The 14,027-nt window shown below is 50.6% G+C and carries 17 protein-coding genes and 1 riboswitch; of the genes, 5 read left to right on the forward strand and 12 right to left on the reverse strand.

The genetic code is table 11. The features are described from left to right. Nucleotides 1-112 precede the first annotated feature (112 nt). The gene (locus BM299_RS14765; RefSeq protein ID WP_092486151.1) at nt 113-697 is read right to left on the reverse strand and encodes an RNA polymerase sigma factor; all 585 of its coding nucleotides are present in this window, start codon (nt 695-697) and stop codon (nt 113-115) included. A 111-nt stretch (nt 698-808) separates the two neighbouring features. Continuing rightward, nucleotides 809-894: riboswitch (cyclic di-GMP riboswitch) on the reverse strand. A gap of 167 nt (nt 895-1,061) precedes the next feature. Here BM299_RS14765 and BM299_RS14770 point away from each other — a divergent pair. From BM299_RS14770 to hepT, 3 genes are all read left to right on the forward strand, one after another. Further along, nucleotides 1,062-1,991: a selenium metabolism-associated LysR family transcriptional regulator gene (locus tag BM299_RS14770; RefSeq protein ID WP_092486021.1), complete on the forward strand. Its 930-nt coding sequence runs from the start codon at nt 1,062-1,064 to the stop codon at nt 1,989-1,991. Between the two features lie 75 nt (nt 1,992-2,066). Further along, complete coding sequence (gene mntA / locus BM299_RS14775; RefSeq protein WP_165608357.1) at nt 2,067-2,504, forward strand: type VII toxin-antitoxin system MntA family adenylyltransferase antitoxin; 438 nt, start codon at nt 2,067-2,069, stop codon at nt 2,502-2,504. 4 nt (nt 2,505-2,508) lie between these two features. After that, on the forward strand, nt 2,509-2,940 hold the full coding sequence (gene hepT / locus BM299_RS14780) for a type VII toxin-antitoxin system HepT family RNase toxin (protein WP_092486027.1): 432 nt from the start codon (nt 2,509-2,511) through the stop codon (nt 2,938-2,940). A gap of 63 nt (nt 2,941-3,003) precedes the next feature. On the opposite strand, the gene BM299_RS14785 is transcribed toward hepT, so the two are convergent. The 10 genes from BM299_RS14785 to BM299_RS14830 form a co-directional block, all read right to left on the reverse strand. After that, nucleotides 3,004-4,725: an NADH-dependent [FeFe] hydrogenase, group A6 gene (locus BM299_RS14785; RefSeq protein ID WP_092486030.1), complete on the reverse strand. Its 1,722-nt coding sequence runs from the start codon at nt 4,723-4,725 to the stop codon at nt 3,004-3,006. A gap of 21 nt (nt 4,726-4,746) precedes the next feature. Next, complete coding sequence (gene nuoF / locus BM299_RS14790) at nt 4,747-6,540, reverse strand: NADH-quinone oxidoreductase subunit NuoF (RefSeq protein ID WP_092486033.1); 1,794 nt, start codon at nt 6,538-6,540, stop codon at nt 4,747-4,749. A 39-nt stretch (nt 6,541-6,579) separates the two neighbouring features. Further along, nucleotides 6,580-6,942: a (2Fe-2S) ferredoxin domain-containing protein gene (locus BM299_RS14795; RefSeq protein ID WP_092486036.1), complete on the reverse strand. Its 363-nt coding sequence runs from the start codon at nt 6,940-6,942 to the stop codon at nt 6,580-6,582. Then, nucleotides 6,917-7,489, reverse strand: coding sequence for an ATP-binding protein (locus BM299_RS14800; protein WP_092486040.1), 573 nt, complete (start codon nt 7,487-7,489; stop codon nt 6,917-6,919). Before BM299_RS14800 ends, BM299_RS14795 begins: the two co-directional genes overlap by 26 nt. A 5-nt stretch (nt 7,490-7,494) precedes the next feature. Beyond that, on the reverse strand, nt 7,495-7,992 hold the full coding sequence (locus BM299_RS14805; protein WP_092486043.1) for an NADH-quinone oxidoreductase subunit NuoE family protein: 498 nt from the start codon (nt 7,990-7,992) through the stop codon (nt 7,495-7,497). Between the two features lie 144 nt (nt 7,993-8,136). After that, nucleotides 8,137-8,487 carry a DRTGG domain-containing protein gene (locus BM299_RS14810; protein WP_092486046.1) on the reverse strand — a complete coding sequence of 117 codons (351 nt, stop codon included), beginning with the start codon at nt 8,485-8,487 and terminating at the stop codon, nt 8,137-8,139. Continuing rightward, nucleotides 8,484-9,815 (reverse strand): [Fe-Fe] hydrogenase large subunit C-terminal domain-containing protein, encoded by a 1,332-nt coding sequence (locus tag BM299_RS14815; protein WP_092486049.1) that lies wholly within the window; start codon nt 9,813-9,815, stop codon nt 8,484-8,486. Before BM299_RS14815 ends, BM299_RS14810 begins: the two co-directional genes overlap by 4 nt. A 1-nt stretch (nt 9,816) precedes the next feature. Next, nucleotides 9,817-10,236 carry an ATP-binding protein gene (locus tag BM299_RS14820; protein ID WP_092486154.1) on the reverse strand — a complete coding sequence of 140 codons (420 nt, stop codon included), beginning with the start codon at nt 10,234-10,236 and terminating at the stop codon, nt 9,817-9,819. Between the two features lie 28 nt (nt 10,237-10,264). Then, nucleotides 10,265-10,612, reverse strand: a complete 348-nt coding sequence (locus BM299_RS14825) for a DRTGG domain-containing protein (RefSeq protein ID WP_245779802.1) — start codon at nt 10,610-10,612, stop codon at nt 10,265-10,267. A gap of 156 nt (nt 10,613-10,768) precedes the next feature. Next, on the reverse strand, nt 10,769-11,254 hold the full coding sequence (locus tag BM299_RS14830) for a universal stress protein (protein ID WP_092486052.1): 486 nt from the start codon (nt 11,252-11,254) through the stop codon (nt 10,769-10,771). Nucleotides 11,255-11,409: 155 nt separating this feature from the next. Between BM299_RS14830 and BM299_RS14835 the strand changes: the two genes are divergently transcribed. Both BM299_RS14835 and BM299_RS14840 read left to right on the forward strand, forming a co-directional pair. Next, nucleotides 11,410-11,958 (forward strand): ankyrin repeat domain-containing protein, encoded by a 549-nt coding sequence (locus tag BM299_RS14835; RefSeq protein ID WP_165608358.1) that lies wholly within the window; start codon nt 11,410-11,412, stop codon nt 11,956-11,958. Between the two features lie 178 nt (nt 11,959-12,136). Further along, nucleotides 12,137-12,409 (forward strand): hypothetical protein, encoded by a 273-nt coding sequence (locus BM299_RS14840; protein WP_245779803.1) that lies wholly within the window; start codon nt 12,137-12,139, stop codon nt 12,407-12,409. 146 nt (nt 12,410-12,555) lie between these two features. Here the strand turns inward: BM299_RS14840 and BM299_RS14845 are convergent, their stop codons facing one another. Continuing rightward, on the reverse strand, nt 12,556-13,896 hold the full coding sequence (locus BM299_RS14845) for a YeiH family protein (RefSeq protein WP_092486061.1): 1,341 nt from the start codon (nt 13,894-13,896) through the stop codon (nt 12,556-12,558). Between the last annotated feature and the right edge of the window lie 131 nt (nt 13,897-14,027).

Consider the following 14,027-nt stretch of genomic DNA (forward strand, 5'->3'; position numbering starts at 1 on the left):
TCAAACCTTGCCCACGATTCTTCCAGCGGGGGAGGGGTAATTGAATCAACTGTCTCGCGTACAGTTTCTTTGACCACCTTATCCAATTCTGATTTAGAATATTGTTTCATGGTTATTTCGCCTCTTCCGGGTTAATCTTCACAGTATTGTGATGTGGGAAATTGCCTTCGGACTCTGTCAATTTTCTGATTTTCTGTCTGGCGTGAAAAAGGCGGGACTTGACGGTTCCCACCGGCAAATCCAGGGCTGTGCTAATCTCTTCGCAGGACATATCTCGGTAATATTTTAGATATAGTATTTGCCGGTACTCCGGTTGAAGGCTATTAATTTTTTGCTTAATCACTTGTTTATCTTCTTCTATGAGTAGGATAGTATCCGGGGATAATAGCTGGTTGTCTGAATAAATACTCCGGGGCTCCATATAAAGAGTGTTCCTTGAACGATGTCGGATAATGTCCCGAGCAGTGTTCACAGCCATACGGCATAGCCAGGCTTCCAATTTGGAGGGGTCTTCAAGCTGCTCTATTTTGTGTTTAATCTTAAGAAAGACTTCATGGACAGCATCTTCGGCAAGGCCCGTGTCATTGGTGATATAATAAGCAGCCTGGTAAACAGGCCTGTAAAATAGTTCATAAACGAATCTAAGTGCCTGAACATCACCGCTTTTAATTTTTGAAACAATGGTTTCTGTATTCAAAATGAAAACCCTTCTTTCAATGGTATTACCAAAATAAACATTGGGTTTCAAAATAAAAGATTATCCTACATGTAAACACAGGATAAGCTTTTGCTCCGTTATGCATGTGCCTTCGGCAACCCGTCATGTCGTTGCAGTAATGCATTAGGCCCGTGGCTTTGCGTCCTCATATTTCAATAAGTTTGCTTTTTCTTAGCTGCCATGTATTAACTTATAAGGTAATTATATATATTATACTGTAAAATATTGTTGAATCAACCAACTTAATTTCGTACAGGCGCTATGCGTAAAATATGGTTTGAAAGGATTAGGGTTGCAAGTGTAGAAATATACTCATAAAACGACTGCTTAAGTGGTGATGTGATTGAATATAAAACAATTAGAGGCTTTTTTGTTGATAGCCCAGCTCAGAAACTTTACCAGGGCGGCCGCGCAGCTGGACATGAGCCAACCGGCGGTGAGCCTGCAGATAAAATCACTGGAAGAGGAACTCAATATCACGCTTTTTGAGCGTACCGAAAAAAAAGTGGTGTTGACCGAGGCGGGCCGGCTGCTCTATCCCATCGCCATGCAGATGATCCGCCAGTATAACAAAATTAAAGCCGGGATAGACGACTTGCGGGAAGTCAAGGCCGGGCACCTGATGCTGGGCGCTGTTCCGGTGGCGGGGGAATGCCTGCTGCCGCTGGCCATTGGCGGCTTCAGGGAGCAATACCCGGGGGTTACCGTCAGCCTGCAGATAGGTGGTAGCGTCAAAGTGGCCCGGTGGCTGAAAGAGCGGGAAGTGGAAATGGGCATTGTCGGGTATCCCGTTAAGGCGGAAGGGGTGGAATGCGAGCCCTGGCTTACGGACCATATGGTGGTGGTCACTCCCCCGTGGCATCCGCTTAAAGGGGAGGAAGTTCCCCTGGCGGCCCTGACCAATGAATCCATTATCGTGCGGGAAGTGGGCTCCGGCAGCAGGCAAGCCCTGGAGCAGCAATTATTAAAACATAACGTTACCCTGGATCAGTTTTCCAGCGTTCTGGAACTGGGCAGCGCGCAGGCGGCGATCAACGCCGTGCGCCTCGGGTTGGGTATCAGCGTAGTATCCCGCTGGGCGGCGGGTGAACTGTTGGAAAAAGGCGGACTGGGTGAGGTCAGCGTTCCCGGTGTAAACTTGAGTTATGACCTGTACCTGGCCTGGAACCGCCCTGACAAGGAAAGCCTGGCTGCCAAGGCCTTTCGTTCTTTTATTGCCGATGAAGAAATGATGCAGCGGTTTGTAAATGATTTGCCTTTATTTCGAAACTAGACTTTCACTTCATAACGTTGTTTAATGTAAAATTATGGTTTATAATATTGGAAACGGCCTTAGAAGGTGGTATTTTTGATTCACAGGCGACCAATAGATTTTACCGATTTTGCTGCCGGGTTGGATAGGTTTAAGATAAAACTGGAAAAACATGCCTCCGATGTTATAGCCGTCTATTTATTCGGCTCCTGTGCCCGCAATGAATTCAAGCCGTTAAGTGATGTTGATATAGGCATTCTTTTTGTGCCACCGGTAAAATCAGAACTGGAAACGAGAGTATTAATTAATGCCATGGAAGCTTTGCATACGGAAGAAGTTGATCTGGTAGTCCTGAATGATGCCCCGCTGCATATCCAGTATGAAGCGATAAAAGAAAGAAAGATTATATTCTGCACAAACCATGAAAGGCGAGCCGATTTTGAAACCAGGGTGTTAATGGAGTATCTTGATTTTGCTCCCATCAGGAATGAGTTTTTTAAAGAATATATGAAGCGTTTGGGTTTGGGTGGATAAGACTATGGATACAAGAATACTGGAGCACATTAAACTCTTAGATAAATATTTAAGTTATTTGGAATCATTTACTAAAGTTGCAAAAGAGGATTATTTGTCTGATATTACTATTCAGGGAGCAACAGAACGGTATTTACAGTTATCTATTGAAAGTTGTTTGAATATAGGGGGACGTGTTTTATCCTTAAACCAGGATGCTCCGGAGTTAGCCGCCCCTTGTAATTATGCCGATATTTTCATAAAACTGGGTAAACTGGGAGTAATGCCGGAGTCTTTTGCCGGCAGACTTGTGCATATGGCCAAGTTTCGCAATAAACTTGTGCATGGATACTGGGAAATTGATAAAGAAAGAGTATTTCAGATTCTTCATGAAGATCTGAAGGATATTTATAAATTCAGAGAATACATTATAAAGTACCTGGCAAAGAAGAATTAAGCAGGGTGGATGGAAGTGATAACTTATATCCACCCTGTTCAGTTGTTGTATATAAGTGAAATACTAATATTTTTGGCGTGCCAGGTAGTGGGTGTGCAGCAGCTCATGTGACTTGTGTCCCAGGGGTTCGCCCAGAAATTCCTTGTACAGGGCCTGAACGGCCGGGTTTTCATGGGATTTGCGCAGGGGCATGGCCCGGTCGGCGTCGTAAATGCCCGCCGCTCTCCTGGCGCGAATTTCCCTGTCGGTGGGAATGGGCTGGCCGCCGCCGCCGATGCACCCGCCGGGACAACACATTATTTCAATGAAGTGATATTCCTGCCCACCGGATACCCGCTCCAAAATTTCCCTGGCGTTGGCCAGACCGTGGGCCACGGCCACATTCAAGGTGGTGCCGTTCAGGTTCACGGAGGTTTCCTTGACCCCTTCCAGTCCCCGCACGGCATGGAATTCCAGGTCAGGTAAGGTTTCCCCGGTGACCAGTTCGTATGCGGTGCGCAGCGCAGCCTCCATAACGCCGCCGGTGGAACCGAAGATTACCCCGGCACCGGTGGAAATGCCCAGGGGGCTGTCATACTCTTCTTCCGCCAGAGAGTTGAAGTCAATGCCGGCCTCTTTGAGCATCTTACCCAGTTCCCGGGTGGTCAGGGCCACGTCCACGTCCCGGTGGCCGCTGCCGTTCATTTCCTCCCGGCCCGCCTCAAATTTTTTGGCCGTGCAGGGCATGATGGAAACCACGAATATATTGGACGGGTCAATACCGGCTTTTTGGGCGTAATAGGTCTTGGCCAGGGCTCCGAACATTTGCTGGGGCGACTTGCAGGTGGAAAGGTGCGGCAGCAGGTCCGGGTAAAAGTGTTCGATAAACTTGATCCAGCCGGGGCTGCAGGAGGTAATGAGCGGCAATGTGCCGCCTTCCTGCAGGCGTTTTATTAATTCACTGCCTTCTTCCATGATAGTCAGGTCGGCGGTGAAGTCGGTGTCGAAAACCCGGTCAAAGCCCAGCTTACGCAATGCCGCCACCAGTTGGCCGGTGGCCACCCGGCCCGGTTCCGCGCCAAACATCTCGCCGATGCTTACCCTTACGGCGGGAGCGGTCTGCACCACCACGTGTTTTTCCGGGTCCGCCAGGGCGGCCCACACCTCGCCGGTCTGATCTTTTTCGTGAATGGCCGCCGTGGGGCAAACCAGGGCGCACTGCCCGCAATTTACACAGGCCGCATTGCCCAGGGGTTCCAGGAACGCCGGAGCCACGACGGTATCGAAGCCCCGTTCCTGGGGGGCGATGGCACTGACCTGCTGCACGTTTTCGCAGACGCTTACGCAGCGCCGGCAGAGAATGCACTTGCGGGGGTCGCGGACCAGCGAAGGGCTGGAAAAGTCGGGCTCGTAGGGCGACATGGCACCGGTAAAGCGCAATTCGCTGATGCCCAGTTCCGCGGCCAGTTGCTGCAGTTCGCAGTTGGTGCTGCGGGGGCAGATCAGGCACTCCTGCGGGTGGTTTGACATGATTAACTCCAGGTTTAGTTTACGGGCTTGGCGTACCTCGGGCGTGTTGGTGCGTACCACCATGCCTTCGGTTACCGGGGTTACGCAAGAAGCCTGTAAAGTCCGGGCGCCCTCCACTTCCACCAGGCAAATGCGGCAGGACCCGATTTCGTTGATTTCTTTCAGGTAGCAAAGGGTGGGAATTTTAATGCCGGCTTGCCCGGCGGCCTCCAGCACGGAGGTGCCCGGCACCGCCTGTACCTGGACGCCGTCTATGGTTAAATTTATCAATGACATACATATTCCTCCATTTATTAATTAAACGGTTATAATAGCGTCAAATTTACATTTCTGCTTACATGTGCCGCACTTGATACATTTATCGGTGTCAATCACATGGGGCTTTTTCTTTTCCCCTATAATGGCTTCGGCCGGGCATACTTTGCTGCACAGGCCGCATCCCTGGCAGGATTTGGCGTTGATGTAATAAGTCAACAGGGCCTGGCAGGCGCCCGCCGGGCACTTTTTATCTCTGATGTGTGCTTCGTATTCGTCACGGAAATAGCGCAGGGTGCTCAGCACGGGGTTGGGTGCGGTCTGGCCCAGCCCGCACAGGGCGGAGTTTTTAATGCCCGCACTCAGTTCTTCCAGCAATTCAATATCTCCATTCCGACCGTTGCCCGCGGTGATGCGTTCCAAAATCTCCAGCATGCGCTTGGTGCCGATGCGGCAGGGGGCGCACTTGCCGCAGGATTCCTCCTGGACAAATTCCAGAAAAAACTTGGCCAGGTCCACCATACAAGTTTCTTCATCCACAATGATCATCCCGCCGGAGCCCATGATGGTGCCCAGCTTGGTCAGCGATTCATAATCCACCGGGGTATCCAGGTAGTCCTCGGGTATGCACCCGCCGGAAGGCCCCCCGGTTTGAACGGCCTTGAACTTCTTACCTGCGGGGATGCCTCCGCCAATGTCGAAAATTATCTCCCGCAAGGTGGTACCCATGGGCACTTCCACCAGGCCGGTGTTGTTTACTTTGCCGGCCAGGGCAAACACCTTGGTACCCTTGCTTTTCTCGGTGCCAATGCCGGCAAACCACCGGGGACCGTTCAGGATAACGGGGGGGATGTTGGCCAAGGTTTCCACGTTATTGATCACCGTTGGTTTGCCCCACAGGCCTGCCTGGGCCGGGAAAGGCGGTTTGGGGCGCGGTTCGCCGCGCTTGCCCTCGATGGAGGCCAGGAGTGCGGTTTCTTCGCCGCATACGAAGGCCCCGGCGCCCACCCTGATTTCAATATCAAAGCCAAAGTCCGTACCGAAGATATTATCGCCCAATAATCCGTACTCCCGGGCTTTGCCGATGGCGATTTCCAGCCTGTCCACCGCCAGGGGGTACTCAGCCCGGACATATATGTAGCCCCTGTTGGCTCCAATGGCATACCCGCAGATGGCCATGGCTTCCAGAACCGAGTGGGGGTCGCCTTCCAAAATGCTGCGGTCCATAAAAGCGCCGGGATCGCCTTCATCGGCGTTGCAGACTACGTACTTGGGATGTCCGGGGGCCCGGGCGGTGAATTCCCATTTCAATCCGGTGGGGAAACCCGCGCCGCCGCGGCCCCGCAGGCCCGATTCCTTGATGGCTTCAACCACCTCGGCGGGGGTCATTTGCGACAGAGCCTTGCCCAGCGCGCGGTAACCGTCTCGGGCGATATATTCCTCCACGGATTCCGGGTTTATCACGCCGGTATTGCGCAGCGCGATGCGGGTTTGCTTTTTAAAGAAGTCCAACTGGTCAAAACCGGCCACCTGCTTGTCGTTGCCGGCGGGCCGGTGCAGCAGCCGGGTAACCACTTTTCCTTTTAGCAGGTGCTCGCTGACAATTTCGGCGGCGTCTTCGGGTTTCAACCGGCGGTAAAAAACTCCGTCCGGAAAGACCATTACTACCGGACCCAGGTCGCAGGGGCCCATGCAGCCGGTTTCCACCACTTTGACCTCGCCGGTCAAACCGTTTTCTTCAATGTGTTCCAGCAGTGCGCTTTGCACCGATTTGCAGGCCGAGGATATGCAGCCCGCCCCGGCGCAAACCAGCACGTGGGACCTGTACATTTCCATTACCTTAGCCTCCTTGCTTTTTGCTGTTAGTTGAATTTTCTAACTTCTTTCCGGCGTGGTCCATTCCTTGATCACTTGACCGGCCACCAGGTGCTTTTTGACTATTTCCCGGGCTTTATCCCGGTCCACATTGATATAGGTAATCTTTTCGTTGCCCCGGTTTACTTCCACCAGCGGCTCGTGCTGGCAGAGGCCGGCGCAGCTGGTTTGGGTCAGGGCCACCCTGCTCAAGCCCTGTTCTTTCATTTCTTCCAGCAGGGCTTTGACGATTTCCCGGGCGCCGGCCGCAATACCGCAGGTGCCCATGCTCACCGTTACGGTGACGTCGTGATCTTTTTCCCGGACATTCATTTCCTGCCGTAGTTTCTCCCGCAGTTTATCCAGTTCGGCCAAGCTCTTCATTGGTTTCCCTCCTTAAATTTGCAATGTTTTCATCCAGGTAGTTTTGCAACCATACCAGCACTTCCGGTGTCTGCAGGGGGATAGCCCCCAGGTGGATACACAACTTCCTGGTATTGAAAAGAAAATTTCTGTTGTTGTACTTGTGGCGATAGGTGAGGTTTACGGGCTGCCGGCCTGTTATAAGGGCGATCAAAGTGCCGGTAATGTCTCCGAGCGGGGCGCGGTCCAGGTGGTCATGCGGAAAAACAGCCGTGACGGAAGTTCCTTTGCGGGGCAGCGCCTTGATCTCCAGGTTGCCTCCGCATCTTTGCACGGCTTCCTGAAGCAGGGGGACGCCCAGACCTACGCGTTTGTGTTTCTTGGTAGTAAAAAAGGGGTCCGTGATTTTGGGGATATCATTTTGGGTAATACCGCGGCCGTTATCCAGCACCCCGAATGCCAGGATATTGGCGACAGTGTCTTCCCTGACAGTGATGGTTAAATCGGTGGCGCCGGCTTCCAGGGAATTAAAGGCAATATCCAGGATATGCTGGGATAGGTCCTCCACGCGGATCACTCCTTGGCATATTTTTCTAAAATACTGGATAATTTATCGGTATGTACCCGCCCGTAAACATCATCGTCCACTGTCATCACCGGGCCCAGGCCGCAGGCTCCCACACACCGGACCACGTCCAGGGAGAACTGCCCGTCATCGCTGGTGTCCCCGGGCCCGATGTGATAATCCTTTTCCAGTTGATTGAGCAGTTGGTTGGCTCCGCGAACGTAACAAGCCGTACCGGCACAGACGCAGATTTTGTGTTTGCCCTTGGGCTTGGTGGTAAAAAAGGAATAGAAGGATACCACACCGTAGACCCTGGTGAGCGGCACGTTAAGCCCTTCGGACACCATTACCTGCACTTCCCGGGGCAAGTATCCCACCGCGTTTTGCGCCTTGTGCAGCACCTGGATTAAACTGCCGGGCTGCCCCCGGTAGGGTTCCATTATTCTTCCTACCTCGTTTAGTTGTTCCGGTTCCAACTGGGTATGGCATGCACAGCCATTTGACATGTCGTCAACCTCCTTTTGTAGTTTTTGTAGTATGTTTGATATGAAACCGCCGGTTACTAAGATACTTGCAGATTATTGTTTTGCGGCTATTATTGGCGAATGCCGGCGCAATCTGTATACGTGTCATAATTTTTGAGGCAAGTTTTACATTATTGAATAATCAGATAATAAAGCATAAATGCGTCCACAGGCCTGAAAATTGTTCAGCGGTGTAAAAAAAAGCGCCAGCCCCTCTTTTTCAGCGGTTTCCAGGGTATCGGTTTCGGGTGTGCGGCCGCCTGTGATCACAATGCCGGAAAGATTTACGAGGGAGGCCACCGCCACAATGTTGCGGTGGCGGTGGATGGTAATCCAAAGATCACCGGGGGAGGCATGGGCCAGGACATCGCTTAACAGATCCCCGCAATAAGCGCCCCGGATGTCCCGCTGTAGGGTTTGGGGATCGGTCAGCAAAGTTAATTGCAACGACTGGATAATTTTACTCCAAAGGTTCATTTTTGTCCCTCCTCGGTGCCATTTACCGTTTCCCGGCCCATGGCCGGCGGCCGCATATGGGCCAGGTCGACAATTTCCCTGGCCAGAAGCTGTAGTTTTTCCCGTAGTTTAAAAACGCAAAAAGAGGTCTCCGCATAACCTCGCACAATATCCTCCGCCAGAGCCCGGCAACTGGGTGAGCCGCAGGAGCCGCAATCCAAACCAGGCAGTTCGGCGGTGATCCTTTCCACCTCTTCCAGCATACTGATGGCCTTTTGGATGTCATTGCTGAGCTTTAAGGTAGGGCGCGGTGCTATGGGGCTTTTCAGCCGGTAGTAGCCGGGATCGGTAGGGATTTCCGGTAATTGCTGCTCCCGACCGGCCAGCTTTTTTAACAGACTTTCCATGCGTACCCGGGAAACAAACGGGTTCTGGGGCACCAGAGGGCCGCCGATACACCCGCCGGTGCAAGCCTGCGCCTCCACGTAGTCGATGTCCCGCAGCCCGCCCCGTTCGATTTCCTCCAGCACATTGATCACATTATGGATGCCGTCTACCGCCAGCAGGGAATGCTCCTTGATGGCGTGGTTTTCACCCCCGGTTTTACCCCAGCCCACGCCCCGGGCCGGCGAAATGCTGGATAAAAGCCTGGTGGTGGGGGACTCCAGCCGGCCCAGTATTTCACCGTATATCGCGGACATGGATATGGCCCCGTCAACATATGAGCGCTCGCCGAAGGGCTGCTTTACGGCAGTGACCTTGGCCGGGCAGGGGGTAATAAAGAAAATGCCTATTTCTTCGTCTTTGAGGCCGTGGTCGCGGGCGGCCCTTTCCCGGGCCATGCGGGCGGCCACTTCCATGGGGGTTTCCATGGGTACGATATGTTCCAAAAGCCCGGGGAATTTAACCTGCATCAACCTGATTACCGCGGGGCAGGCCGAGGAAATCGCGGGCCTGGGGCACTGCCGGCCCAAATACTCGCGCAGGTGCATGGATACGGCTTCGGCCCCCACGGCCACTTCAAAGTAAGTATCAAACCCCAGGTCCAGGAGCGCCCCGAGGATATGGTGGGGCATTACCCCGGGCCCGAACTGAGCGTACAGGGAAGGTGCGGGCAGGGCAATGGTATATTTGAAATTGGCCAGGGTTGCCAGGGGATCGGTGATGGCCAGCTTGGCGCGGTTGGGACAGATGCGGATGCACTCGCCGCAGTCAATGCAGCGTTCTTCAATAATCCTGGCCTGACCCTCGCGCACCCGGATGGCCTCCGTGGGGCAATGTTTGATGCAATTGGTGCAGCCTTTGCATTTTTCTCCGTCCAACGTCACCGAATGGAAGTATTTTTGCACTTTATTCACCACTTGCTTGATTGAATATTATCGATTTCACATGGGTGCCTTTGTTTACCGCTGAATCAATTTGCAATTTATCGGAACAACGGTTTATGTTGGGCAGGCCCATTCCCGCCCCAAAACCCATTTCCCGGATATGGGGGGGCGCGGTGGAATACCCTTCCTGCATGGCCAGGGTAATATCGGGTATGCCCGGGCCTTCGTCCAGGGCCTCTATTTCCACCCGATCCGGGTATACATGTGCGGTCAGGGTGCCCCGCCGGGCATGAATAACAATGTTTAATTCCGCTTCGTAAGCCACGATAACCGCCCTTCTGACGGTATGCACTTCCATACCCACCATTTGCAGCGCTTTTTTGATTTTAGCAGCGGCTTCCCCGGCCCGGTTGAAGTCCATGCCCTGTACCTCGAACTGCATTTGCAAAATTAATCACGCTCCATTGGTGTCATGAACTTTGTAAACCGTGCTGGTACAACAGGCCGCAGCTTTCAAAGAGAAAACGTTTGGTTACCAAAAGTGGTATTTTTTTTCCTTCAGCTAACTGGATAATTTCCTTGCCGGGCTTTTTTCCCCGCACGAACAGTATCGCTCTGGCCTCGATCATGTCCGCCACGCGAACGATTTGTATATTGGTAAGCCCGGTGATCAACAGGCATTCCGGCCTGGAAAAACACAGTGAATCGCTGATCAGGTCGCACCCGAAGCCGGAACTGACTTCAATGTCCAACATATCCGCGCCGGTAATTATTTCGGCGTCCAATATGCGTTTAACATCCTGTAACTTGATAAGCAATCACCTGCCCATAAACAATTCTTATTGAAAACCACCATAACTAATAAGTTAATATTATAAATATTGATAAAATATTATTATTACTACCTATCATAATTAAAGTATTGTAAAAAATCAATAAGTTTTCATGCAATTTTGACATGTGAAAAAAATTTTTTAGAGGTTATAACTATTACTTTCTGTAGTATTGGGGCCGGTCAGAACGGGGCAGGGTATTTTTTTGGTCAAACGGTGCAGGTTGAACTTCAACCCGCAGGCGGCGGCAGGGCCGGTGGCGTGGGGGTTGGGTAGGACGAGCAAGGCGGGTTGGGTTTGACTTACAATAGTTAAAACCACTTTTTCAAAGCGGCCGGTTTTTATGGCAGTTTCTACTATAACCCCTTGCTGCCGGGCCCGGTTGGCAAATTCAATTAATATTTCATCTGCGTATTTTTGCACACTTGTTTCGAACCAGCGGTAGAACTGCATTCTGGTCAAAGAGTTGCTCATCCATTCATCGCCGAGGATGTCGCGCCAGCTTTCGTCAATGATAAATAAGGCCTGTAGAGCGGTTTGCCGGGATAAGGCTATTTGGATGGCTTGCAGCCCGGCCATGCGAGCGGAATATGAGCCGTCGGTGATGTATAGAATATGCCCGGTCATTGGTGACTCCTTTCAGAGTAACAGTTATGCTAATGATTATTATGCCACAAAAAATAGCTAAAGTTTTTAAAGATCCATTGCTTCTCAGTCCAACCGGTTTTACAAATGCCTCCTGGTAAGTATATAATTAAACAAAGCAATAAATGGTGGTAATTATGCTCAACCGCTGGAAATTAATGTTTTTGATGGTTTTAACAATAATCACGCTTGTTTCATGCACGGGACAAGCCAAGATGGACCCTTTGATTAAAGCAGCTATGGAAGGAAACTCCGGTGAAGTTGAAAAATTGCTCAGGGACGGAGCGGAAGTGAACGCCAGGAATAAAGACGGTAACACAGCTTTGATGTGGGCGGCGTATAAAGGACATGCCGGGATAGTGCAGGTTCTCCTGGAACATGGCGCGGCTTTGGATATACAGGGCAACCAGGGTTGGACAGCTTTAATGTTTGCGGCGGCCACGGGGAGAACTGAGATTGTGCGCACAATGATAAAACATGGCGCTGATATCAACCAAAAGAACGCAAACGGTTTTACAGCTCTAATGTACGCGGCCATGGGGGACAATAAGGAAACTGTGCGGTTATTGATTGACCACGGCGCTATCGTCAATGCAAAAAATAACGATGGCGAAACCGCATCTACTTTGGCGGAAAAGGAAGGTTGCTTTGACATTGTCGGACTGCTGGAAAAGGATAATACCTAACAATACTTACATCTTAATTTTAAAGAATTAATGAGCTAACATGCCAGCCATACCAGGTATAAAAATCAAAGAAAAGGTGAGTGTGATGGATCCCAACAATCTAGCCTGCATTCAAAAGGTAAAGTTTATTTTTGATTTTTTTGAAAAAAGGGAGTGGCAACCCGGGGAAGAACCTCCTTTGAACAGTGTAATTAAATCCACCGTTAAACCCGGGGACATAAAAAAGTTGGGTGAGTTTTTATCCTGGCGTATGGATAGGATATCTCAAATGATGGATATACTATTGTCCGCGCATGACAAATGGGCAGTCACCGGTAAAAGGGATAAAGTCTTAATGGAAACTGCTTCTTGGGACTTTAATGATGCTATTAAGCTGCTCAAGGAACATGGTTTCAACGATGATGAATTTATTTTAAAAGTGGAATATGAACGTAAGTGGGGTGTGTTATAAAAAAGGGTCCCTGTGCGGTTAAAAGTACGCACGGGGAAACTTATTAATTGTTAAGGAAAGTATACCAAAAAGGGGACAGGCTGCTTTTTTCGTTTTTTGAAAAAAGATGCCTGTCCCCTTTTTGGCTTTTTTGTGAGATTAACCGGTTACTTGGCTGCAACAGCCATCCAGTAACCGCCCAGAATTATGATGGAGAAGATATACCCCAGCGGAACATTGACCAGCACACCGGTTGTAAAGGCAGCGAACGGTTTCCAACCTACCGATGTCAACTCTCTGAAACGAGTGGTCAAACCGATGGCCAGGAAACAGAAGATAAAGGCCCAGGTCCTTAGAGTTTTAACCGGCTTGATTACATCCGAGGTTATGGCCTTGGATGTTTCCGGGTCAGCGCCGGCTATAATTAAAGTAACAATTGCGGAAGCTACGAAAAAACCAATAACGAACTTCGGGAACCTGTACCAAATTTCAGCCGCGTCGGGTTTGGTTCCGTCTTCCCGCTTTTCCCATTTGGTAATGGAAATTAAGGCGAGCAAGAAGCACCAAATGCCGACAAACATATCACGGCCCACAACCTTCATCAGGGTGAAGGTGGTAATAGCCTGATCGCCGATGGCAGCGGCTGCAGCCATTCCGGCGGCATCGGCAAATTCGGAAGTTCCGATCCAGGCGCCGGCAGGGCCGGCCGGGATGCCGAAGACGCTAATAAAAATGGGTAAGGCATAAATCATGATAATGGCCCAAACAATAACCATTGTAATGGCAACTGAAACATGTTGCTTTTCAGCTTTTACCGCGCCACCGATGGCGATGGATGCAGACACGCCGCAGATTGAACCACCGGCGCCCAGGGTCGCTGCGAACCTTCTATCCAGGCCGAATAACTTGGTACCGGCCCAGTATATGGACATGAATGTAGTGACGGCGATGACAGTCGCCTGGGTAAAGGCTACCGGACCTGCTTCAATAATCTTGGTAAAAGGCAGCGTGGCGCCCAGTAAAACAATACCAACCTTAACGTAAAATTCAGTTCTTAGAGCTGCTTCGAACCACTTGGGAATCGGCATCAGGTTGCCGATGATTAAGCCCAAGCCAAGTGCTACCAGCGGGGCTTCCAGATTGTATTTTTTGGCCCATTCCCAGGAACCGAAAATAGAGACCAGGACAGCCATGATAAAGATAATCAAAAAACCGGGTAAAAACTCGCTAAGCTTGTGACCAAGAATTTTTACAGCCAGAGAAAATATTGCTGTAAAGACTATAAATAATAAAACCAGCGAACCCAGGTTATCCCCCAGGTAAGATGAAACTGTGCTAAATTCCGCCCATTGCGGAATTTTTACGGCTAAAAGTGAAATAGAACTACCAGAGAGCCACAATAATATGGCCGCAATTACTATACCCACACCAAGCCAGACCGCCCACCAGTCTTCCTTTTTATACAGGTCTGACCAGCCACCGCTGACAGCAGCAGGTTTGTTGGACATCAGTATTCCTCCTTGCTTTTTTTTCGAGGTGCTTATTGGTAGCCGGCATAATAAGCACCTGGTAAAAAACACATGCCCGGGCTATTAGTTGACTGTGGATATTACTTCATCTTATGGATTGAATAATAGTA

The organism is Desulfoscipio geothermicus DSM 3669, from assembly GCF_900115975.1.
GTDB lineage: Bacteria > Bacillota > Desulfotomaculia > Desulfotomaculales > Desulfallaceae > Desulfoscipio > Desulfoscipio geothermicus.

Excerpts from the sequence above, each read along its gene's own strand:
- BM299_RS14805 (WP_092486043.1), bottom strand. The coding sequence starts at position 7,992 with ATGTCAAATGGCTGTGCATGCCATACCCAGTTGGAACCGGAACAACTA.
- BM299_RS14795 (WP_092486036.1), bottom strand. The coding sequence starts at position 6,942 with ATGAAGAGCTTGGCCGAACTGGATAAACTGCGGGAGAAACTACGGCAG.
- BM299_RS14830 (WP_092486052.1), bottom strand. The coding sequence starts at position 11,254 with ATGACCGGGCATATTCTATACATCACCGACGGCTCATATTCCGCTCGC.
- BM299_RS14835 (WP_165608358.1), top strand. The coding sequence starts at position 11,410 with ATGCTCAACCGCTGGAAATTAATGTTTTTGATGGTTTTAACAATAATC.
- BM299_RS14820 (WP_092486154.1), bottom strand. The coding sequence starts at position 10,236 with ATGCAGTTCGAGGTACAGGGCATGGACTTCAACCGGGCCGGGGAAGCC.
- nuoF (WP_092486033.1), bottom strand. The coding sequence starts at position 6,540 with ATGGAAATGTACAGGTCCCACGTGCTGGTTTGCGCCGGGGCGGGCTGC.
- BM299_RS14810 (WP_092486046.1), bottom strand. The coding sequence starts at position 8,487 with ATGAACCTTTGGAGTAAAATTATCCAGTCGTTGCAATTAACTTTGCTG.
- BM299_RS14845 (WP_092486061.1), bottom strand. The coding sequence starts at position 13,896 with ATGTCCAACAAACCTGCTGCTGTCAGCGGTGGCTGGTCAGACCTGTAT.
- BM299_RS14785 (WP_092486030.1), bottom strand. The coding sequence starts at position 4,725 with ATGTCATTGATAAATTTAACCATAGACGGCGTCCAGGTACAGGCGGTG.
- hepT (WP_092486027.1), top strand. The coding sequence starts at position 2,509 with ATGGATACAAGAATACTGGAGCACATTAAACTCTTAGATAAATATTTA.